Consider the following 19,817-nt stretch of genomic DNA (forward strand, 5'->3'; position numbering starts at 1 on the left):
ACGGATTGGATATCCCAATTGTCCGAATCCGGCGCCCTGGCAATGCGCGGATAAGCGGCAGCCAAGCCCTGCTTATGCACGACTCGGCCGCACAGCACATTCAGCAATTTGATAGCAGCCTGCGCTTTCCTGTCAGGCGATAAAGCCTTTTCTTAGCGAATTTTCACCCGGACAATCAGGTCTGAGCTTGCGGCATGCCCAGCTTGAGTTCACTGAGCATGCGCAGCAGCATCCGGTTGAGGTCTTCGGCCTCCCACTCCTCCTGCTCGCGCAGTTGCCGGATGGGGGCCGGGTCACGGCTCTCCAGAGCCTGGCTCATTTGCAGCACGGCCGCATAAGGACCGGTGCGCGTGACGATGGCATCGAAAATGCGTTCGTTCAGCGGCGTGCGTCGCAAGATGGTGGCCACCGGCTCATGCAGCAGCAAATCCAGTTGCGAGAACAGGCTGCACAGATATATCTCGCGCTGCAGGTCCAGACTCACTCCGGCCTCGATCAGCTGCTCGGCCAGCCTGGCGCGCAGCACGACCTGCGTGCGCAGAGGCACCAGGTCCTGTTCGGTACAGGCATGGGGCAGCTGGTCGGCCAGCCAGCGCTCCAGCGTGCCAAGTCCCAGCATCACCAGCCCGCGGCGCAGCGAGTCCACGCCGCGACGCAGGCCCAGTGCGGCCGAGTTGGTATAGAGCAAAAAGCGATAGGCCAGCACCGGGTCCGAGCCCAGGATCTCTTCCATCACATCCAGGGACTGTTCCTTGTCGATGGCTTTCATGAGCCTGAAGAGCGCATCGCGCGAGGGCTGGGGCTGCTGCAGCCGAAAGGCCTGCATGGTGTCTGCCACGGGCCAGCCGGCCACGGCGGCCGCTTCATGCTCGTCGAGACAGGAGCGCGCCAGCTCCAGGCTCTGCAGGCTCTGGTACATCTGGCCGTCCAGCAGATTCAGGGGCTGAGTGGCAAAAAAGCCCGAGGCAGTCTCCTTGTCCGCATCCTTGGCCGGCTGGCCGGAGCGCACGGCATTGGGCAATCCAGCGACACCTTCCGGCGGCAGGCTCAGCAGGCTGCTGGCAAAGCAGCGAGCAGCATCTGCATCTGGCACATCGGCCAGCGATCCGCCCCAGACCAGCATCAGCCCGCGTGCCTTGGCCTTCTGCACCAGCTCGTAGATACCTTCATCCTGCTGCAGCCAGTCGCCGCGCACCTCGATCCAGGGACTGCCCTGAGGTGCATGTTCAAGAAGATTGCACAGAACCTGGCGGGACTGCGGCGATATCAGCAGCGGCGGGGCCTGACGGCTCCAGATCTCATCCACCGTGCGCAGGAAATGCGCCATGTCAGCACAGGAGCCCGAGTCCTCGTGCACATAAAGCTGAATCCCTGCCAGGCGTCGCGTACGTCCCCAGAGCGGCCGATAACCAAGAGTCAAAGAGCTAAGGGCAGACTGGGTCATGGAGGATTTGGACAGGTAGACGACGGGACATCAAGGCGGAAAGAGCTCGCCGGAATCAGCCGATGTAGTTGAACAGCGAAAGCTTCTGCATCTGTGCATAGGACTGCAGGGCGGCCTGCAAGCCCACCTTCTGCGTCTCCACTTGCGACAGCGCAGTGATCATATCGATATCTTCGGCACGCGAACGGGCTCCTTCCTGTGTCAGTGCCTGATCCTTCATGTCGGACTCCAGGCCGTCTGCACGTTTGAGCTGGTCGCCAGCATAGCTGCGCATGGCCTGTACCCGGTTCATGCCCGAATCCAGTTCGCTCAAGGCGCGCCCCAGACCCTGCTGCAATGCGGTCGCCCCCCCCCGTGCCGCCCTTGACCGTGGCAATGGCCTGATCCAGCACACTGAAAATATCGGTGCGTGTGCTTGGAGACATGGTGAAGCTGTCGCCGTCGGCCGGAGTCCCCTTGATGCTGATCTGCTGACCGCCGACGGTAATCGCCTGCCCTTCCTTGTAGGGTGTGGACGGAATCACGGGATTGGTCGCCGTGGCCGAGCTGGAGTTGATCTCGTAGCTGACCTCACCGGTAGTCGGATCCTTGGTGAATACCAGGGTGTAGCTATCGCCTGTGACCTTGCTCGGGTCGGTGACCGATCCCACATCCGCCCAGGCCTTGCCGGAATTGGTGGCAGCGCCGTTCACCACAAACACCCCGTTGCCGGTGGGCACGTTCAACCAGGCCGCATGACCATCCAGAGAGATGGGCAGGCCGTTGTCACTGCCGGTGTTCTGCCCGGGGTTGAGCTGGCTGCTCGAGCCCGGAGGTGTGCTTTGCAGCGGGGTATCGGGACTGCCCAGCCCGCGAAAGATCGGCAAGCCGTTGGAGTCCTTGGCATTGGCATAACCGAGAACCTGGTCACGCAGGCTTTGCAGCTGCTGGACCAGGGCGTCGCGCGCAACCGAGTCATACGAACCGTTACCAGCACCCAGCAGCAGATCCCGAAAATCCTGCAACGCGCCATAGGCCTTGCCCAGCTCGGACTCCCCCTGAGCGATCACATCGCGCTGGGCACCGAGCACACGCTGGTCATTCTCGGAACGGGTGATGCGCGTGCGCGCACGCTCGGCCTGGGCCGCAGCCACGGGATCGTCGCTGGCGCGCAGCACGCGCTTGCCCGCCGTGGTTTTCTCCATCAGGTCCACCAGGCTGCTCTGACGCGAGCCCAGGTTGTTGATGGTGCTGTCATACATATTGGCCGTGCCAATGCGGTTGATGCTCATGCTTGTTCTCCGGCTGTAGGGGGTTAACGGCCAACGGCCTGGATCACGCTGTCAAAAATGCCCTGGGCCACCTGCAGCATCTTGGCCGAGGCCTGGTAGGACTGCTGATACTGCAGCAGCTTGGCGGCTTCCTCGTCCAGATTGACGCTGGACACTGCGGTGCGATCGCCCTCCAGATTCTTGGCAATCGAGTCGGACAACTTGGCTGCGTAGGCCGCGCTTTGCGTGCGTGTGCCGATCTGCGCCATGGCGGTCGAAAAACCGTCGCTGAGCGTGGTCGCGCCGTCGAAGATCACGGCGTCGCGAAGCGACAGAAAGGAGCTGGCATTGCCCGTATCCGAGCTGTAGAAGCTGTTGGGGCCGAAGCTCACGGTATCGCTCTTGGCACCATCCACCGCAGGCGTGCCGGTGAGCGTCACCTTGAGCCCCGGAGCCAGCTCGATGGCTTGCCCGGAGATATAGGCGCCTGTCGCAGCCACGCCGCTGGGGGCCGGCGTGATCGTATAGGTCATGCCGCCCGCCCCATCAGGAGCAAAAGACAGGGTAGTGCCCGCAGGAAAGGTAGAGGCATCGAAGCCTTTTTCCACCTTCAGGCTGGACATGCGGACGGCCGCATCGCCCAGCGAGTTGATCTTGGCCGACACCGGATTGGCCACCGCCAGATCGTTGCCGGAATGCACCATGGTCTGAATATCGTGTGCCGCCGATGCCACAGGGCTGAACAGCACGGACTGGCCTGCCTGGCCATCGTTCTTGAGATCGAACTGCAGACCGTCAATCGTCATGCCGCGCAGGTCCGTCAGATCGTTGAAGGCCGTGGTCTGGCCATCCGACAGGCGCACCACCTTGCCCTTGGGCGCATCGTTGCCGAAAACGATCTTGTAATCCGAAGCCTTGAGCGCGCTTGAGTCCTTGACCGTGACCGTGGGCGTATCGGGCTGTACCCATTGAGCCCCCGTGGTGGAACCCGTGGTCGTCATCGGAATATTGAACAGCGCCCCGCCTTTCTGACCCGACAAGGTCAGGCCCAGCTGGTTCTGTGTATTGAGCGTATCGCCGATCGAGATCACCATGCGCCCCAGCAGGTTGCGCCCCTCGCTCAGGTCGTTGTTCTGGAACTGCAGCAGACCGGCAATCTCGCCGCCACCAGCCATGGCCGGCGTCAGCTCCACGGGCTGCCCGCCCTGCTGCTGGAAATACAGGCTCATCTTGCCGCTGCCGGGGTACTGCGTGGACTCCTGCAGGCTGAGCTTGGCCGCGCTCTGCCCCAGCACCAGCGGCTGGCTGCCGCCCACGAACAGGCTGATGGAGCCATCGCCGGCGTCGACCTGCGAGGTCTGCACGTATTTGTTGATGTCACGCACCAGTTGGTCGCGCTGATCGAGCAGGTCATTGGGCGTGTGGCCCGTGGCAATGGCGCTGCTGATCTGGCCGTTGAGCGCCGCCACCTGTTGGGACAGACTGTTGACCACATTCACGTCATTGCTCATCTGCTGGCGCGTGCTGTAGTCCATCTCGTCGAGCTGGGCCGAAGCCGAGCGAAAGCGCGCAGCCAGTTCGCTCATGCGCGTCAGCACCACCTGGCGTGCCGAAGAGTCGGTAGGCGCGCTGCTCACATCGGCAAACGCATTCATCATGTCGTTGATGGCCGCGCCCAGGCCGTTGGTTCCGCCGGAGAACACTTCCTGCAACTGGTTGAGCGAGTTCGAGCGCGCGGAGTCTGCGGCACTGGCGGCGGTGGCCGCCGTGGCCTGACGGTTGAGCAGCTCGCTGAAGTTGCGCAAGATGGTCGCCACATCGGCGCCATTGCCGATATAGCCATTGCCGATGTTCTGGCCCGCCGAGGTCTGGAAGGCCACGCTCTGGCGCGAATAGCCGGCGGTGTTGACGTTGGCGATGTTGTGCCCCGTGGTTTGCAGGGCGATCTGGTTGGCCATCAGGGCGCGCGCGCCCACGTTCAGAAGACTCATGACTGGTTCTCGGTGATCTTGTTGATCTGGGCGGCACGGGCGCTGACGCCCAGACGGCTTGCGACATTGGCGCTGTTGTTGCCGGCGTTGGCGACGCTGACCTGGGCCACGCTCTGGATGGCGCGGCTGAGCTTTTGCGCATAGGCCGGATCGGTGGCGTAGCCGGCCTTTTGCAGCTCGCTGGCATAGGCCTGGGCAGAGCCGGTCTGGGCCATGGCTTTTTCGTAGCGCGGGTTGCTGCCGATCAGGCGTGCGTAGTCGCGGAAGGACTCCTCGTAGGAGTCATAGGCGCGGAACTTGGCCGTCACCTTCTTGGGCGCGCCATTGATGTATTCGGTGGTCGTGACTTCGGCGACCTTGCCCGTCCAGCTGCCGCCGGCCTTGATGCCGAACAGGTTGAACGAGTTGCTGCCGTCCTTGTTGCGGATCTCGCTCCTGCCCCAGCCCGTCTCATGACCGGCCTGGCCGATCATGTAGTGGGCCGGGATGCCGCTCTCGCTGGCCACACGCTGGGCCGCGCCGGTGTGCGCCGTCACGAAGTTGTCGCGCCCCTTGGGAGCCGGTGCATAGGCATTGATCGATTGCGCAGCCTGGCTGCGGCTGCCGCTCCAGGCGCCGTTGCTGCCCACATTGCGCCAGGCGTTGCGGCTCAGGCTCAGTGTGGAAGGCACGGCAATTTCGGCGTCCTCGGCGGCGTCGACCCCCATGCTGCGCGCCAGCTGCTTGCTGATGGCATCGGTGAGGCCGCCAGGCTGGCCCGCCATGGCCACCGAGAGCTGCTGATCCAGCAGATCGGTGCTGAGATTGCCCTGCGCGCTGTCGAGCAGGCCGGACTTCATGGTCGCCTCGCGCATGCTCTTGATCATCTCGCGCATGAACAGCGACTCGAGCTGCTTGGCCGTCTCGCGTGCAGCCTGCGGGCTGTTCTCGCCGGCAGCCGTCTTGAGCGCATTGAGCGAACGTGCATCGACAGCCAGAGCATTGCTGGCCGCCAGGGATGAAGAATGGGGCAATGACGTGCTCATATCACCTCCAGCTCGGCGTCCATGGCGCCCGCGGCCTTGATGGCCTGCAGGATGGCCAGCAGATCCTGGGGCGTGGCGCCCAGTGAGTTCAGCGCCCGCACCACATCGGTGAGTTGGGGCGAATTGGGCATGTTGATGACCTTGCCGGGCTCCTGCTTGACCTGGATATCGGACTTCTGCGCCACCACGGTCTGCCCCTGCGAGAACGGTGCAGGCTGGCTGATGACCGGCGTGGTGCTGATGGTGATGGACAGATTGCCGTGCGCAATCGCGCAGGGGCCCAGGGTCACCGCCTGATTGAGCACGATGGAGCCGGTGCGTGCATTGATGACCACCTTGGCCGCCGGCTTGGAGGTCTCGATGGGCATCTCCTGGATCTCGGCGATCATGCGCACGCGTGAGCCCGGATCGATGGGGGCATTGACCTGCACCGTGCGGCCGTCCAATGCCATGGCCGTGCCCGCGCCCATGCGCTGGTTGATGGCGCGAACCATCTTGTCGGCGGTCTGGAAGTCGGTCTGATTCAGGCCCAGCGTGATCGTGTTGCCCTGGTTGACGGGAGTGGGCACTGCACGCTCGACCTGTGCGCCCTGCGGCACGCGGCCCGCGTTCAGGTGATTGACCTGCACCTTGGAGCCGCCGGCCGCAGCCCCGGCACCGCCGACCACCACATTGCCCTGGGCCAGGGCATAGATCTCGCCGTCCGCGCCGCGCAGCGGTGTCGCCACCAGCGTGCCGCCCTTGAGCGACTTGGCATTGCCCATGGAGGAGACATTGATGTCTATGGCCTGGCCGGGCTGTGCAAAGGCCGGAAGCTCGGCCGTGATGATCACTGCCGCCACATTCTTGAGCTGCAGCTGAGCCGCATTGCCCGTGGCCGGCAGGGCGATGCCCATCTGCTCCAGGTAATTGGCCAGTGCCTGCTTGGTGTAGGGCATCTGCGTGGTCTGGTCGCCCGTGCCGTCGAGGCCGACCACCAGACCATAGCCTGTCAACTGGTTGCTGCGCACGCCCTGGATGGCGGCAACCTCCTTGATGCGTGTGGCATGCGCAGGCAGGGTGAGCCCGCTGGCGCCAAGGGCTGCGACCACCAGCAAGGCGGTGTGCGCAGGGCGCAGTGACAGGAGCGTGGACAGTACTTTCATACTGCCCATTCTCGGAAGAATCAGAACGGCATAACGTTCAAAAAGAACCGGGACAACCAGCCAATTGACTGGGCTTCACCTGCCTGGCCACGGCTGCGCGACTCGACGCGCAGATTGGCCACCTGAGTCGATGCCACGGTGCTGCCCGGACGCAGCGAGCGCGGGTCCACCGTGCCCGTGAAACGCAGCACATCGACGTTGTGGTTGACGCCGATCTGCTTCTCGCCGGCAATCACCAGATGACCGTTGGGCAGCACATCGACCACGGTGGTGGCAATCGAGCCCGTGAAGGTGTTGTTGCTGCTGGTGGCCCCAGAGCCCTTGAAGTCGTTCTTGCTCTCGGCCCCCAGGGTGAGCGCATCGGCCACCGTCTTCTCGGCGCCGCCCCTGAGCAGCGGCAGCGAGGTGATGCCCGTGCTCAGCTCGTTGGCTCGCCCGACCTTGGAGTCCGTGCTCTGGCTGGCCGAAACGCGCTCGACGATCTGCACCGTCACCGAATCGCCCACCATGCGGGCGCGCTGATCCTCGAACATGGGACGGTAGCGACTGGCATTGAACAGGCTGCCTGTGGGCGCCTGGGCCGTCTGCTCGCGCGGCTGCAGCACGGGAGGTGCGGTGGATGGCATGTCCACGGGCGGCGGCGGATTGAGCGTGACGCAGCCCGACACCAGCAGGGCCCCGGCGAGGGCGCAGAGCGGCGGGCAATGGGAAACAATGGCTTTGAACATGGCGGCAAGTCCTTGGCAGTCAGGCGCTTCGCCCCTTGTGCCCTTGCGTGCGCGAGGCACGCTATTGAAATCAGAGCTTTCAGCGCTTTCCCCTAATGGAATTCAGCAATGAATTGATCTGAAAACCATAGGCATCAAGCGCAGGCTGCTCCTCAATACATGGTGATCAATCAGAGCTGCGCCAGCTTGGCCAGCATCTGGTCGGAGGTCTGAATTGCCTTGGAATTCATTTCGTAGGCGCGCTGCGTCTGAATCATGGTCACCAGCTCCTGGACCACGTTCACGTTCGAGGCTTCCAGATAGCCCTGCTGAATCGTGCCCAGACCGTTGGTACCGGGCGTGCCCTGCTGGGGCTGGCCCGAGGAAGCGGTCTCGACGTAGAGGTTCTGGCCGCGGGGCTCCAGGCCTGCGGCATTGATGAACTGGCTCATCGCGATATTGCCCACCTGCTGCGGCGCAGCCTGGCCGGGCATGGTGACGCTGACCACGCCGTCATGGCTGATCGACACCTTGGTCGCACCCTGCGGGATGGTGATGCCGTTGGCCACGGGCAGGCCGCTGGAGGTCACCAGCTGGCCCTGGGCATCGACCTCGAACGAACCGTCGCGGGTATAGGCAATCGTGCCGTCGGGCATATTGACTTCGAAGAAGCCGTTGCCGTTGATGGCCACATCCAGCGCATTGCTCGATTGCTGCAGGCTGCCCTGCAGAAAGTTGCGACTGGTGGCCACGGTGCGCACGCCCAGGCCCAGGTGCAGGCCTGTCGGCAGCTGATTTTGCTCGGTCGTCTGGGAGCCGGACTGGCGCAGGTTCTGATAGATCAGATCCTCGAAAACCGCATTCGCGCGCTTGTAGCCGGTGGTGGAGACGTTGGCCAGATTGTGCGAAATCACGTCCAGCTGCGTCTGCTGGGCTTCCATGCCGGTCTTGGCAATGAACAGCGAATTGATCATGACGTATTCCTTTGGCTATCAGCCGTTCAAGCTCAGCAGCTGGCTGGCGGATTTATCGTTGGTTTCAGCGGTCTGCAGCAACTTCATCTGCTGCTCGAACTGGCGCGAGGCCGCGATCATGCCGACCATGGTTTCGACGGAGTTCACATTCGATCCCTCGATCGAGCCCGACAGCAGGCGCGCTGTTTCATCGTTGGGCAGCGCATCACCCTGGGCTGCACGGAAAAAGCCGTCATCGCCACGCACCAGCGGCTCATCGACGGGCGGCGTGACCAGCTTGACGCGCCCCACGGCCACGGGCAGCTGATTGCCCATCTTGGCGGTCAGCGTGCCGTCCGAACCCAGGGAGATCGTGGACTCGGGCGGGATGTCGATGGGAGCGCCGCCGTCGGAGAGCACGGCCTGGCCGTTGCTGTTGACCAGCTGCCCTTCGGGCGAGATCTCGAACACGCCGTTGCGCGTATAGGCTTCCTGGCCGTCAAGTCCCTGCACGGCAAACCAGGCGCGACCCATGGCCATGGCGTCCAGCGCACGGCCGGTGCGCTGGGCAGGGCCGGGAGTGTCCTGATAGCCAGAGGTGGCCTCCAGCGCAAACACGCGCGTGCCGGCTCCCGTGCCCTGCAGCGGCACCGAGCGGAAGGTGGACATCTCGGCCCTGAAGCCGTTGGTGCCCGCATTAGCCAGGTTGTGAGCCAGCACGGCCTGACGCTGGGCTGCCGCATTGGCCCCAGTCATCGACGTATAAATAATTTTGTCCATGCGGCTTTCCTCCCCCTGAGTCGCTGCGCGCCTTCCCCCTCTCTCTTCGGGAGGGGGACGACATCCTCGCTGCGGGGCGGCCCAGGCTCGATGTCTCTCGCTTGGTGCCGCGCCCTATTTCAGAGCAATTGCGTTACTAAAACGGTTGTGTTGATCAGCGCAAGTTCACGAGTGTGGAGAACACCTGATCCTGCGTCTTGATGGTCTGGGCGTTGGCCTGATAGGAGCGCTGCGCCGTCATCATGTTGACCAGCTCGGCCGTCAGGTCCACGTTGGATTCTTCCAGCGCGCCCGACTGCAGCGAGCCGAAGGTGCCGGTCTGGGCCGAACCATTGAGCGCAGGGCCGGAGTCGGAGGTGGCAACCCATTTGTTGTTGCCGATGGAGCCCAGACCCTGGGTATTGGTGAAGGCCGCCAGAGCGATCTGGCCTTCGGTGCGCGTGACGCCGTTGGAGTAGGAGGCCACGATGGAGCCGTCGCGGCCCACATTGATGCCGGTCAGTGCGCCCGAGGTATAGCCGTCCTGCTTGAGGCTGCTGACGGCAAACTTGGTGCCGAACTGGGTCAGACCGCCGAAATCGAACGCGACGTTGAAGGGCTGCAGGCCGTTGGGATTGGCCGTGCCGCCGCTGACGCTCAGGTTCAACGTGGTGCCGGAACCTGTGGTCGGTGCATTGGGGGTGACGCTGGTGAGCTTGCCGCTCGCGTCGAACACGGCCTTGCCGATGGGCGTGGCCGTGGCATCGAGCGAGTTGAAGACATTCCAGGTGTTGCCTGTGGCGTCTTTCTCGAAATACAGATTGACCGGGATCGCCGTGCCCTGGGTGTCATACACATTCAGCGAGGTGCCATAGGTGGCACGAGGCGTGGCAGCGACAGGAGGCGTGGCTGTCGCGTCGCCGGCGGCCGCCGTGGCGCGTGCATCCAGATTCAGCTCCACATTCACCTTGGATGTCTGCTTGGCGGGAATCGGCTGCCCTGTGGGAAAGCTCATCGGCACAGGCGTGGCACCCGACTGGATCTTGCCGGTCGAAGGGTCCACCACATAGCCCATGACATTGTCGTTGTCCACGGTCTTGAGGTTGCCCTCCTTGTCCAGACCGAAGTTGCCGGCGCGCGTGTAGGCGATGCTGCCGTCGCTTTGCTTGACGACGAAAAAGCCGTTGCCGTTGATGGCGATGTCCAGGTTGTTGCCCGTCGAAGTGATGGAGCCTTGCCTGAACTGCTGGGACACGGAGGCCACGTTGACGCCGATGCCGCTGCTCTGGCCGCTGGCCGAGCCGATGGCGCTGGCGACCATCTCGGCAAAGTCAGCGCGCGAGGCCTTGAAGCCCGTGGTGTTGGAGTTGGCGATGTTGTGGCCGATGACGTCCAGATTCTTGCTGGCGGCGTTCAAGCCGGAGAGACCTTGTTGAAAACCCATGATGTGTTCCTCAATCAGTAAACGGCCTTGACGCCGGAATAAGCCACGCTGTCGCCGTTATCGAGCTCCAGCGACAAAGAGCCATTGGCCGAACTGGTGGCAATCACGGCATGCGGCGCCAGCGGTGTGGATGCCACGGCGGTCGTGCCATTGGTGGCGACCACGCTGTAGCGCAATTGCGAGGCATCGCCGCTGTATTTGTCCTTGCCATCCCAGGTGAAGTAGTTCCGTCCAGCTGCACCGGCACCCAGGTCGATGGTGTCCACCAGCTCGCCGCTGGCCGTGGTGATCTGGATCTTGACGCTGGCCGCCTGGTTTTCCAGGTCGAAGGCAGCGGTATGCGTGCCATCGGCCGCCACGCCCAGGGTATTGCCCTCGGTCAGCACCGTACGACCGATCATGGAAGTGCCCTGCAGCACCTGCATGGCCGTGAACTGGCTGGACATGGAGGCCATGGTCTGGTTCAGCTGCTGAATACCGGTCACGGTGTTGATCTGCGCCATCTGCGAGGTCATTTCCGCGTTGTCCATGGGATTCATGGGGTCCTGGTTGTTGAGCTGGGCCACCAGCAACTTGAGGAAACGGTCCTGCGCCTCGTTGGGGTTGGTCACCGCATTCTTGGTATTGCTGGTGGTGTTGGTCGTGGTGCCGTCCACGCTGCTTGCGCCGTAGATCATGTGTGTGTTCCCGGGCTTACTGGCCCATTTGCAGAGTCTTGAGCAGCAGCGTCTTGGCCGTGTTCATGACTTCCACGTTGTTCTGATAGGAGCGCGAGGCCGAGATCATGTTCACCATCTCGTCCACAGCGCTCACGTTGGAATGGGTGACATAGCCCTCGCCATCGGCCAGCGGATTGCTGGGGTCGTGGATGCGGCGGCCGGGCGTGTTGTCCTCGCTGATGGCATTGACCTTGACGCCCGCGCTGCCGTCGTTGCCCATGGGCACGGTCTGAAAAACGACCTGGCGCGCCTTGTAGACGCTGCCATCGGGGCCGGCCACGGCATCGACGTTGGCCAGATTGGAGGCCACCACGTTCAGGCGCTGGGACTGGGCGCTGACTGCGCTGCCCGAGATATTGAAGATGGAAAACATGGACATGGTTTAGCTCCTGGGCTTACTGGCCTTGAATGGCGCTGAGCATGGTCTTGGCCTGGCCGTTGATGAAGCGCAGCGTGGCTTCGTAGCGCACGGAGTTGTCGACGAAATTGGCGCGCTCGCGATCCAGATCCACGGTGTTGTTATCCAGGCTGGGCTGGGAATTGACCGAATAGCCAAGCTTGGCCTTGAGCGCCTCGTCCGACATCTGCGCCTGCAGCGGGATATGGCCTGCCGTCGTGACGCTGGCCTGGGTCAGGGGCTTGGGCCCGCTGGTCGCGGCCATCAAGGCTTCACGGAAGTTGAAGTCGCGCGCCACATAGCCGGGGGTGTCGGCATTGGCAATATTGCTGGCAATGGCACGCTGGCGCTCGGCGCGCAAGAGCAGCGCCTCGCTTTGGAAGTCCAGTCGTTCAGTCATTTTGTTCAGCATTGCGGCCTCGCTTTCAGAATTCGGGGATGCCGGAGCCCACGGACTGCGGCATGCGAGGATTATGAAAATCGGCAGCGCAAACTAAAGCGCGAAGAAAGCGGTATTGCGCTGGCTCTTCAAGCCATTGCGCAAGCCATGTCACGCCTATATTTGCCAGCATCGTCTGCAGCCTCGTGACTGCGGATACTTCAAAGGATTGATGCATGTCTGGCCGCTTTTCCCTGTTTCTGTGCCTTCGCCCCTCTCGAGGCCTGGCTGCAGCATGGGGTCTCGCTGCGCTGCTGCTGACAGCTGGCGCACAGGCCCAGGACGGCGCGGCGCAGCTCAGCCAGATCGGACAGCGCTTTGTCGATGCGGCTCTGCATCAGCCATCGGCAGAGACCGTGCAGGCCGGCAATGGCATGGCTTTGCGCATGGAGGTGCAGATGGGCCAGCTGGACTCGCGCCTGCGCCTGGCAGCCTGCGCCAAGGTCGAGCCCTATCTGCCTGCGGGCAGTCGCCTCTGGGGTCGCACCCGGCTGGGCCTGCGCTGCGTGCAGGGCAGCGTGCCCTGGAACGTGTTCCTGCCCATCACCGTGCGGGCCTATGGCCCAGCCTGGGTGGCCCAGGGCAATATTCCGGCCGGCAAGACGCTGAGCGCCGAGGACGCAGCCCCCGCTGAAGTGGACTGGGCCGAGGACAGCGCCCCCGTCTTCGCCAATGCACAGGATTTCATCGGCATGGTCGCGGCGCGACCGCTGACGTCGGGGCAGGCTCTGCGCCAGAACATGGTACGTCCGCCTGCCTTGTTCACGGCGGGATCGCCCGTCCAGGTGATGGTCAACGGCGGCGGCTTCAGCGTTGCCGGCTCAGGCAAGGCAATGACTGCAGCCGGAGAAGGACAGCAGGTACGGGTTCGCATGGATAATGGCCGCCTTGTCACAGGAACGGTCAATGCCAGTGGCGTGGTTCTGGTTCAATGACGAGAGAGTGCACACTCACTTTATCAACCATGCCAAATATTCCTCAAGTTTTACGCGCCCTTGTCGAAAGCAAGGCTACAGCGCCCTACGCCGATACAGGGCGATTGGAGAACCAGCATGAAGATAGGCAATAAGCCGGACCTGCAGCAGACCGCTGCAGCCGCCAAGCAGGCCCCGAAATCCGCCACCACGGTTGCCACCGAAGAATCGACCAAAGGCTTGTCCGAGCGCGCCGCCGGCGTGCCCGTGTCCTTTTCGTCCTCGGCCCGCGCCCTGGACAGCCAAAGCCGCACCAATACCGACTTTGATGCCGATCGCGTCAAGGCCATGCGCGAAGCCATTGCCAATGGCAGCTTCCGCGTCAACGCCGAGGCCGTGGCAGACAAGCTGCTGGCCAATACCGAAGAATTCCTGGTTCACGCTCGCGGCTGAAACGCCCGCGCCTGAACTCCCGAACAGAGGCTGACCCGATGACCTTGCAGGAAATGCTCGATTCGCTGGATGCGGTGATTCAGACCGTTTCGGCATCGCTGCAGTCACCGGACGCATCCGCGCTGGAACAGTCCAGCACCCGCCTGCGTGACGCCATGGTGGCGTTCTCACAGCTCGTCAAACGCTTCTCGGCAGACGACTGGACGCCTGCACTGCGCGAGCGCGCACAGAACCTGGACCGCGAAATTTCCCTGGTCCGTGACCAGCTGGCACGGCTTTCCGTGCTCAACCAGCGCCGCACCAAGGCCCTGGTGCCTGCTGCCGAAGACAGCACCTATGAAAGCAGTCTGCGCGGCGCATCGCAGACCGGCCGCGCACGCATCTATCACGCAGCCAGCTGAGTCAGGCCACGTCGGCCATTCCCATCAAAAAGGCGGGCTCGATGCCCGCCTTTGCCTTTGTGGGGTGCGGCCCTCAATGCTCGCCCTTGGCGATCTTCACGGGCCGCCAGGCCCAGACACCATAGGCACGCGTCAGACCCGGGGGCAAGGGGTCCGGTGCCACCATCACCTCGATGATGCGGGCATTCGGCAACTCCTCCTCGCGAATCCAGGGGCTGTATTGCAGATTGCGCTCCACATAGACGCGTGGACGCTCGGGCAACTCCATGGCAATGCGCCCGGCCAGCGCCTGCGGGCCGATGATGATGTCCACAGGGCCGCCCAGTGCCTGATGCGCCGCCGGCGCCAGACCTTCCACGATCCGGTCCACGGGGATATGGTTCTGATGGGTGCTCTTGTAGCCCGAAAGCCCCATGGGCGAAGCAAGCCAGAACTGCAGCAACAGCAGCGCCTGCAGAACCCCAAAGGTCAGCCAGGCGGCACGCATGTCCCCGGCTGCACCCCAGCTCCGTGGCGAGCGCGCCCACTCCATGACGGCCGGCACGCACAGGAACATGAAGGCCGTACCCCATTGCAGGTGCAGATAGGAGCCCGTGAACAGGCATAGCGCCAGCATGGCCAGCAGCGGCACCAGGCCCCAGAGCAGCCAGAACTCCCGCAGCATCCTGTCTGCGGCGACCGGCGCAACCTTTGCCGGCGCGGTCTGCTCTCCAGTTTTGCCCGCCCTGCGGCGCCCCCACCAGAGCGCCACCCCGAGCACGATCCAGGCCGGCATGCAGCGGTTGAAGATCCAGTCCACCGCGAACTTCCAGGACATATTGATACGGGCGGCTGTATCCAGGTGCAGCCCCAGCGAAGTGCGCTCGGCGTAATGCATGGGCATCCAGTCATGGGTGCTCAGCCAGTACAGATGAGGGGACAGCACCAGCAGGCCGATCACGGTCGCCAGCGCAGCCCCTTTGACATGCACGGGGTTCTTCCAGGCGCCAATGCGCAGCCACCACAGGCCGATCACGCCCAGCGCCAGCACATACTGGTATTTGCTGAGCATGCCCAGGCCCGAGACCAGGCCCAGCAAGGCCCAGCCAGCCAGGGACGGCTTTTGCGTGACATGCCAACTCAGCGCCACGGCCAGCGAGATCCACAGCATCATCACGACGTTGTGGTTGTAGTAGTAGAGCCGCCCGCAATAGAAGGTGATGCTCAGCGCCGCCAGCAGGCCCACAGTCGCATAGGCCCGGCCGCGCATATCGCACAGCAGCTTCCAGAAAATCGCCAATGAGCCCAGTGTGAGCACGCCGCCCAGCACATAGGTCAGCCCTATGGACGGACCAAAGACAGCCGCGGAAGCGGCCATGATCCAGGTCGGCATCGGCGGATGCTTGAAATAGCCCAGCTCCAGGGAGTGAATCCAGATCAGCTGCTCCACGTTGTCCCCGGGCGCAGCCAGGGCCGTCACCCAGTGAATGGCCAGCCAGATCACGCCGTATACGGCGAGCAAGGCGGCAACGGCACGGCCGCCAAGAACAAGGGATTCGCGTGGGACAGCGGTCATCAGACGATCAGGAAAAGAAAGGAGTAGGGGCAGCATTGCCCAGGGGCGTGAGTATAGCGACGGCCCTTTTGAGGCGACACAAACCGTGACCGGCCCCAGCAAGCAGTTACAGACTTGCGCGAAAATCCTGCCCTATGACCGATCTTCACGCCGAATATGCACCTGCAGCCCCGCCAGCACAATTGCCGCGCCAGCCGCTGAGGCTGAGCTGCGTGGTGCCGGCCTATAACGAACAGGCCAATATCGAAGGCTTTCTGCGTGCACTGGCCCAGACGGTTCGTGCCTTGACGCCCGATTTCGAGATCGTGGTGGTCAACGACGGCAGCCGTGACGGCACGCATGAGCTGAGCCTACGCCTCGCCCAGGAGCTGCCGCTGCGCTATCTGGCCCTGTCGCGCAACTTCGGCAAGGAAGCGGCACTGTCTGCCGGCATAGACCACGCCCGCGGCAATGCCGTGCTGCTCATCGACGCCGATTTCCAGCATCCGCTCGAGATGCTGGCCGAAATGCATGGGCTGTGGCAATCGGGCTACGAGATGATCTATGGCGTGATCGCTGACCGCGGCGCAGAAAGCGGTGCCAAGCGCGTGGGTACCGATCTGTTCTACCGCGTGATGAACTCGGGCAGCGCGGTCAAGATGCCGCCCAACGCGGGCGACTTCCGCTGGATGGACCGCAAGGTCGTCGATGCCCTTAAGGCCTTGCCCGAAAACAACCGCTTCATGAAGGGCTTGTATGCCTGGGTCGGCTTCAAGACCGCCGCCCTGCCCTTTGTTCCCAAGGACCGGGTCGCCGGCAGCTCCAGTTTCAATCTGCGCCGCCTGGGGTCCCTGGCCCTCTTGGGCCTGACCTCGTTCACCACCCTGCCGCTGCGCGTCTGGAGCATGGTGGGGGCGGGCATTTCGCTGCTGGCTCTGGCCTACGGCCTGTGGATTGCGGCAGAAGCCCTGTTCTTTGGCAACCCTTTGCGCGGCTGGCCCACGCTGGCCGCCAGCATCATGCTGTTCTCGGGCGTACAGCTGCTGTCCATAGGCATTCTGGGCGAGTACATCGGCCGCATCTACGAAGAGGTCAAGCGCCGCCCCATCTACCTGGTGGCGCATGACGAGGACCGCAGCCCGCTGCGCGAGCCATCGTGATCGCGGACGCGCTGCAAAGACTGCGCCGCCTGCCGCAGCTATTGCAATTCGTACTGGTGGGCGGCTCGGCAGCAGCCGCACATCTGGCGGTGGTCGGCCTGCTGGTCTCTCTCTCCGGCATGCCGCCGCTCTGGGCCAACGTGCTGGCGTTTCTCGTGGCCTTTGTGGTCAGCTACAACGGTCATGCGCTGCTCACCTTTTCAGCAGCGCAGGCCAGGGGCTGGCCGGTGGTGGCGAAATTCTTTGCCGTGGCCTGTCTTTCGTTTGTCGCCAATGAGGCGCTGTACTACATCGCCCTGAACTGGCTGCACTGGCATTACTTTTGGAGTCTGGCCGCCGTGCTGGTGCTGGTGGCCATAGGCACTTTTGTCATGAGCAAGTTCTGGGCCTTCAAGGCACGCAGCGCCGCATGAATCACATGAATACCTCACGCGCCATCCTGCTGTGCGCCGATGATTACGCCCTGCATCCGCTGGTGGACGACGCCGTGCAGCAGCTGACTGCAGCCGGCCGTCTCTCGGCCACCAGTTGCATGACCACTTCGCCTCTGTGGCCGCAGGCCGCAGCGGCCTTGCGGGACTTGCGCCCCCGGCTCTCGGTGGGTCTGCATTTCAACCTGACCGAAGACCATGGCGGACAGCATGACGCCCAGGCGCTGGGCACGGTGCTACGCCAGGCCTATGCACGGCAGATGCCGCAGGGTCTGATGCGCCAGGCCTGGCGCGAACAGCTCGATGCTTTCGAGCAGGTCATGGGCACGGCCCCGGACTTCATAGACGGCCACCAGCATGTGCATCAGTTACCGGGTCTGCGGGCCGCCATGCAGCAGGAGCTCCAGAGCCGCTACGCCGCGCACGAGATGCCCTGGGTGCGCTCCACGGCACCGGCCTCGGGTCTGTGGCGCAGCCCCAAGGCCGCCATCATCGCCTTGCTCGGCGGCTGGACCACCACCCGGCAACTACGCCATGCAGACATTCCCATGAACCATGGTTTTGGCGGCGTCTATGGCTTTGATGCGCCCGACACGGCCAGCTACGGCCGGCAGATGGCCGGCTGGCTGCCGCATATGGCGGCTGGCGGCCTGCTGATGTGCCACCCGGCCAGCGGCGTGGTGGAGGGCGATGCCATAGGCAGGCAGCGCCCCGTGGAGTTCAAGTATCTGATGTCCGATGCCTTTGGCGAGCTGCTGCAGCGCACCAGCTGCCATATTCATCAGGGTCCCGTCCAGCTGGGTTAAGAACGTGTTGACGATCTCTACGCAGTCGCGTTGGAGCGCAATCGGGATGAGCTCAAAGCGTTGGCTCGCCGCTTGCACCGGGGTGCAAGCAAGAGTCAGCGCGCAGAAATCGCCCGATTTCGCTCCAACCCTGCGGGACAGAGGGTTTGCGGGCGGTCTGCGGCGTTGCGAATCCTCGCAATAGCACGGCTATTGCTGCGGTATCGCGCCTAGCATGCCATCCCGCAAACCCTCTGTCGCGGCGCGAGGAGATCGTCAACACGTTCTACAACTTCTGTGCCTGGGCCCGCATCTGGGCCACCACGCGCTCGAAGACACGCCAGAAGGCGGCATCCTGTGTGGTCGCGAAGTTGATGCGCATGCAGGTGCTGGAGCCCCGGCTGGCATGGAACATGGCACCTGGGGCAATCATGTAGCCCTGATCCAGCAGCAGTTGGGTCAGCACCTCGGTATCCACGCCGGTATCCACCCAGCCGAACATGCCAGCAGGCTCGGCCACAAACCGACAGCCGGCTGCCTGGGCCAGCGCCACGCTGCGCGTGCGCGCCTGGGCCAGATGCTGGCGCAGCCGCTCGGCATGGCGGCGCAACTGGCCTTGCTCCATGCACAGGGCCAGGGCCTGCTCCATGGGGGTCGGCGTGGACAGGGTGGACAGCAGCTTGGTGTCCAGCAGTCTCTCGACCAGATCGGGCGGCGCGGCCAGATAGCCCAGGCGCCAGTTGGGCACCAGCACCTTGGCAAAGCCGCTGATGTAGATGCTGCGCTGCAAGCGGTCCAGCACCGTCACGCGCGGAGCGTGATCGGCAGCGATATGGCAGTAGCTATCGTCCTCCACCACATAGAAGCCGTATCGCTGCGCCATCTGCAGCACCTCATGGGCGCTGGCCGCGCTCAGGCTGTAGCCCGTGGGGTTGTGCAGCACACTGACACTCACATAGAGCTTGGGGGCCATGGTCTCGCAATAGCGCTGCATCACCGCCATGTCCGGCCCCTCGGGCCCGCGCGGCACGGGCAGCACGCGCATGCCCATGGCGGCCAGGCGTGCATATTCCACGGCCCACCCCGGCTCCTCCACCATCACCGGATCGCCGGGCTGCAGCAGGGCTCGGCTCACGATGTCCAGCGCCTGGGTCGCCCCCAGGGTGGTGATGATCTGGCCAGTCCCCACCGCAATGCCTATGCGCTGCAGGCGCCGCGCCAGCGCCTCGCGCAGCCGGCTGTCGCCCATGGGCTCGCCATAGCGCACCAACGATTCGCGCAGCGCCTGCCCGCTTGTGACCTTGCGCATGGCGGCCACCAGAAAGCCGGCATCCAGCCATTCGGCAGGTAGCACGCCGGCACCGGGCTGGGGCTTGCCGGCCACACTCTCCACAAACATGCCTCGAATCAGCATGGTGGCGTTGATGCGCGTGCCAGGCGGGATGCCTACCGGGGTATTGACCGCTCCCGCATTGATAGCTATCTGCGCTTTACTCTCCGGCATTTGAAGCGGATTTTGCACAATATCGCGCACATAAAAGCCGCGCTGCGGCCTGGCCTCGACCAGCCCCTGGGCCTGCAGCAGGTCGTAGGCAGCCACCACCGTGTACGGACTCACGCCCTGCTGACGCGCGCATTCACGTACCGAAGGCAGTCGCGCACCTGCGGGCAGCAGCCTTGTGCGTATGCGCTCGGCCAGACGCTCGGCCAGCTGCTGGGTCAGGGTCAGGGCCGCCTGGCGGGACAGGGAGATGGACATGGTGATGTGCAGCGAACTGTATTGAAGCGAATACCGATACAGAAGCCATGATTGTGAGACTGTCTGTATAGGTACTGTAATGGTCTCAAGCGTATATTGAGTCCATC

Annotated in this window: 21 protein-coding genes and 1 pseudogene; 6 read left to right on the top strand and 16 right to left on the bottom strand. The window is 63.6% G+C overall.

Translation table 11 applies throughout. The features are described 5' to 3' along the window. Positions 1–175: 175 nt before the first annotated feature. The 14 genes and pseudogenes from V8Z78_RS18355 to V8Z78_RS18420 all read right to left on the bottom strand — a co-directional run bounded on the left by V8Z78_RS18355 (position 176) and on the right by V8Z78_RS18420 (position 12,451). A complete protein-coding gene (locus V8Z78_RS18355) occupies positions 176–1,444 on the bottom strand; it encodes an HDOD domain-containing protein (RefSeq protein ID WP_349731883.1) in 1,269 nt (422 codons plus the stop codon). A 55-nt stretch (positions 1,445–1,499) separates the two neighbouring features. Next, entirely contained in the window at positions 1,500–1,736 is a 237-nt protein-coding gene (locus V8Z78_RS18360; protein ID WP_349731893.1) for a flagellin, read from the bottom strand. A gap of 616 nt (positions 1,737–2,352) precedes the next feature. Continuing rightward, a pseudogene (locus V8Z78_RS18365) lies at positions 2,353–2,715 on the bottom strand (flagellin); the annotation flags it as partial. 23 nt (positions 2,716–2,738) lie between these two features. Further along, positions 2,739–4,685, bottom strand: a complete 1,947-nt coding sequence (flgK, locus tag V8Z78_RS18370) for a flagellar hook-associated protein FlgK (RefSeq protein WP_349731884.1) — start codon at positions 4,683–4,685, stop codon at positions 2,739–2,741. After that, positions 4,682–5,710, bottom strand: coding sequence for a flagellar assembly peptidoglycan hydrolase FlgJ (gene flgJ, locus V8Z78_RS18375; RefSeq protein WP_012836851.1), 1,029 nt, complete (start codon positions 5,708–5,710; stop codon positions 4,682–4,684). Before flgJ ends, flgK begins: the two co-directional genes overlap by 4 nt. Then, entirely contained in the window at positions 5,707–6,855 is a 1,149-nt protein-coding gene (locus tag V8Z78_RS18380; protein ID WP_003065520.1) for a flagellar basal body P-ring protein FlgI, read from the bottom strand. The genes flgJ and V8Z78_RS18380 overlap by 4 nt, the downstream gene beginning before the upstream one ends. A gap of 20 nt (positions 6,856–6,875) precedes the next feature. Beyond that, the gene (locus tag V8Z78_RS18385) at positions 6,876–7,583 is read right to left on the bottom strand and encodes a flagellar basal body L-ring protein FlgH (protein ID WP_003065522.1); all 708 of its coding nucleotides are present in this window, start codon (positions 7,581–7,583) and stop codon (positions 6,876–6,878) included. A gap of 170 nt (positions 7,584–7,753) precedes the next feature. Beyond that, a complete protein-coding gene (gene flgG, locus V8Z78_RS18390; RefSeq protein WP_003065524.1) occupies positions 7,754–8,536 on the bottom strand; it encodes a flagellar basal-body rod protein FlgG in 783 nt (260 codons plus the stop codon). Between the two features lie 18 nt (positions 8,537–8,554). Next, the gene (locus tag V8Z78_RS18395) at positions 8,555–9,295 is read right to left on the bottom strand and encodes a flagellar basal body rod protein FlgF (protein ID WP_003065527.1); all 741 of its coding nucleotides are present in this window, start codon (positions 9,293–9,295) and stop codon (positions 8,555–8,557) included. Positions 9,296–9,449: 154 nt separating this feature from the next. Next, positions 9,450–10,718: a flagellar hook protein FlgE gene (gene flgE / locus V8Z78_RS18400; protein WP_012836849.1), complete on the bottom strand. Its 1,269-nt coding sequence runs from the start codon at positions 10,716–10,718 to the stop codon at positions 9,450–9,452. 14 nt (positions 10,719–10,732) lie between these two features. Continuing rightward, complete coding sequence (locus V8Z78_RS18405) at positions 10,733–11,395, bottom strand: flagellar hook assembly protein FlgD (RefSeq protein WP_003065530.1); 663 nt, start codon at positions 11,393–11,395, stop codon at positions 10,733–10,735. A 16-nt stretch (positions 11,396–11,411) separates the two neighbouring features. Then, complete coding sequence (flgC, locus tag V8Z78_RS18410) at positions 11,412–11,816, bottom strand: flagellar basal body rod protein FlgC (protein WP_003059205.1); 405 nt, start codon at positions 11,814–11,816, stop codon at positions 11,412–11,414. A gap of 16 nt (positions 11,817–11,832) precedes the next feature. After that, positions 11,833–12,246 carry a flagellar basal body rod protein FlgB gene (flgB, locus tag V8Z78_RS18415; protein WP_003065531.1) on the bottom strand — a complete coding sequence of 138 codons (414 nt, stop codon included), beginning with the start codon at positions 12,244–12,246 and terminating at the stop codon, positions 11,833–11,835. Between the two features lie 13 nt (positions 12,247–12,259). Continuing rightward, positions 12,260–12,451 carry a hypothetical protein gene (locus V8Z78_RS18420; protein ID WP_148748116.1) on the bottom strand — a complete coding sequence of 64 codons (192 nt, stop codon included), beginning with the start codon at positions 12,449–12,451 and terminating at the stop codon, positions 12,260–12,262. Here V8Z78_RS18420 and flgA point away from each other — a divergent pair. From flgA to V8Z78_RS18435, 3 genes are all read left to right on the top strand, one after another. Continuing rightward, positions 12,450–13,208, top strand: a complete 759-nt coding sequence (gene flgA, locus V8Z78_RS18425) for a flagellar basal body P-ring formation chaperone FlgA (RefSeq protein WP_003065533.1) — start codon at positions 12,450–12,452, stop codon at positions 13,206–13,208. The two genes, V8Z78_RS18420 and flgA, sit on opposite strands and share 2 nt — an antisense overlap. Positions 13,209–13,325: 117 nt before the next feature. Next, on the top strand, positions 13,326–13,640 hold the full coding sequence (gene flgM / locus V8Z78_RS18430; protein ID WP_003065535.1) for a flagellar biosynthesis anti-sigma factor FlgM: 315 nt from the start codon (positions 13,326–13,328) through the stop codon (positions 13,638–13,640). Between the two features lie 38 nt (positions 13,641–13,678). Further along, complete coding sequence (locus V8Z78_RS18435) at positions 13,679–14,041, top strand: hypothetical protein (protein ID WP_003065537.1); 363 nt, start codon at positions 13,679–13,681, stop codon at positions 14,039–14,041. Positions 14,042–14,114: 73 nt separating this feature from the next. Here the strand turns inward: V8Z78_RS18435 and V8Z78_RS18440 are convergent, their stop codons facing one another. Further along, positions 14,115–15,596: a glycosyltransferase family 39 protein gene (locus tag V8Z78_RS18440; protein ID WP_179627179.1), complete on the bottom strand. Its 1,482-nt coding sequence runs from the start codon at positions 15,594–15,596 to the stop codon at positions 14,115–14,117. Between the two features lie 134 nt (positions 15,597–15,730). Between V8Z78_RS18440 and V8Z78_RS18445 the strand changes: the two genes are divergently transcribed. Genes V8Z78_RS18445 through V8Z78_RS18455 form a run of 3 tightly spaced genes read left to right on the top strand, consistent with a single transcriptional unit; the run spans position 15,731 to position 17,972 of the window. After that, positions 15,731–16,735 (top strand): glycosyltransferase family 2 protein, encoded by a 1,005-nt coding sequence (locus tag V8Z78_RS18445; protein ID WP_039050713.1) that lies wholly within the window; start codon positions 15,731–15,733, stop codon positions 16,733–16,735. Next, complete coding sequence (locus V8Z78_RS18450) at positions 16,732–17,148, top strand: GtrA family protein (RefSeq protein ID WP_502878861.1); 417 nt, start codon at positions 16,732–16,734, stop codon at positions 17,146–17,148. Before V8Z78_RS18445 ends, V8Z78_RS18450 begins: the two co-directional genes overlap by 4 nt. Beyond that, a complete protein-coding gene (locus V8Z78_RS18455; protein ID WP_179627180.1) occupies positions 17,145–17,972 on the top strand; it encodes a ChbG/HpnK family deacetylase in 828 nt (275 codons plus the stop codon). The genes V8Z78_RS18450 and V8Z78_RS18455 overlap by 4 nt, the downstream gene beginning before the upstream one ends. A gap of 265 nt (positions 17,973–18,237) precedes the next feature. On the opposite strand, the gene V8Z78_RS18460 is transcribed toward V8Z78_RS18455, so the two are convergent. After that, positions 18,238–19,710: an aminotransferase-like domain-containing protein gene (locus tag V8Z78_RS18460; RefSeq protein WP_003065541.1), complete on the bottom strand. Its 1,473-nt coding sequence runs from the start codon at positions 19,708–19,710 to the stop codon at positions 18,238–18,240. Positions 19,711–19,817 lie beyond the last annotated feature (107 nt).

It is taken from the genome of Comamonas sp. wu1-DMT (assembly GCF_040187805.1).
Classification (GTDB): Bacteria; Pseudomonadota; Gammaproteobacteria; order Burkholderiales; family Burkholderiaceae_C; genus Comamonas; species Comamonas thiooxydans.

Coding starts and splice junctions, on each gene's coding strand:
- V8Z78_RS18355 (WP_349731883.1), bottom strand. CDS start 1,444: ATGACCCAGTCTGCCCTTAGCTCTTTGACTCTTGGTTATCGGCCGCTC.
- V8Z78_RS18360 (WP_349731893.1), bottom strand. CDS start 1,736: ATGAACCGGGTACAGGCCATGCGCAGCTATGCTGGCGACCAGCTCAAA.
- flgK (WP_349731884.1), bottom strand. CDS start 4,685: ATGAGTCTTCTGAACGTGGGCGCGCGCGCCCTGATGGCCAACCAGATC.
- flgJ (WP_012836851.1), bottom strand. CDS start 5,710: ATGAGCACGTCATTGCCCCATTCTTCATCCCTGGCGGCCAGCAATGCT.
- V8Z78_RS18380 (WP_003065520.1), bottom strand. CDS start 6,855: ATGAAAGTACTGTCCACGCTCCTGTCACTGCGCCCTGCGCACACCGCC.
- V8Z78_RS18385 (WP_003065522.1), bottom strand. CDS start 7,583: ATGTTCAAAGCCATTGTTTCCCATTGCCCGCCGCTCTGCGCCCTCGCC.
- flgG (WP_003065524.1), bottom strand. CDS start 8,536: ATGATCAATTCGCTGTTCATTGCCAAGACCGGCATGGAAGCCCAGCAG.
- V8Z78_RS18395 (WP_003065527.1), bottom strand. CDS start 9,295: ATGGACAAAATTATTTATACGTCGATGACTGGGGCCAATGCGGCAGCC.
- flgE (WP_012836849.1), bottom strand. CDS start 10,718: ATGGGTTTTCAACAAGGTCTCTCCGGCTTGAACGCCGCCAGCAAGAAT.
- V8Z78_RS18405 (WP_003065530.1), bottom strand. CDS start 11,395: ATGATCTACGGCGCAAGCAGCGTGGACGGCACCACGACCAACACCACC.
- flgC (WP_003059205.1), bottom strand. CDS start 11,816: ATGTCCATGTTTTCCATCTTCAATATCTCGGGCAGCGCAGTCAGCGCC.
- flgB (WP_003065531.1), bottom strand. CDS start 12,246: ATGCTGAACAAAATGACTGAACGACTGGACTTCCAAAGCGAGGCGCTG.
- flgA (WP_003065533.1), top strand. CDS start 12,450: ATGTCTGGCCGCTTTTCCCTGTTTCTGTGCCTTCGCCCCTCTCGAGGC.
- V8Z78_RS18420 (WP_148748116.1), bottom strand. CDS start 12,451: ATGCATCAATCCTTTGAAGTATCCGCAGTCACGAGGCTGCAGACGATG.
- flgM (WP_003065535.1), top strand. CDS start 13,326: ATGAAGATAGGCAATAAGCCGGACCTGCAGCAGACCGCTGCAGCCGCC.
- V8Z78_RS18435 (WP_003065537.1), top strand. CDS start 13,679: ATGACCTTGCAGGAAATGCTCGATTCGCTGGATGCGGTGATTCAGACC.
- V8Z78_RS18440 (WP_179627179.1), bottom strand. CDS start 15,596: ATGACCGCTGTCCCACGCGAATCCCTTGTTCTTGGCGGCCGTGCCGTT.
- V8Z78_RS18445 (WP_039050713.1), top strand. CDS start 15,731: ATGACCGATCTTCACGCCGAATATGCACCTGCAGCCCCGCCAGCACAA.
- V8Z78_RS18455 (WP_179627180.1), top strand. CDS start 17,145: ATGAATCACATGAATACCTCACGCGCCATCCTGCTGTGCGCCGATGAT.
- V8Z78_RS18460 (WP_003065541.1), bottom strand. CDS start 19,710: ATGTCCATCTCCCTGTCCCGCCAGGCGGCCCTGACCCTGACCCAGCAG.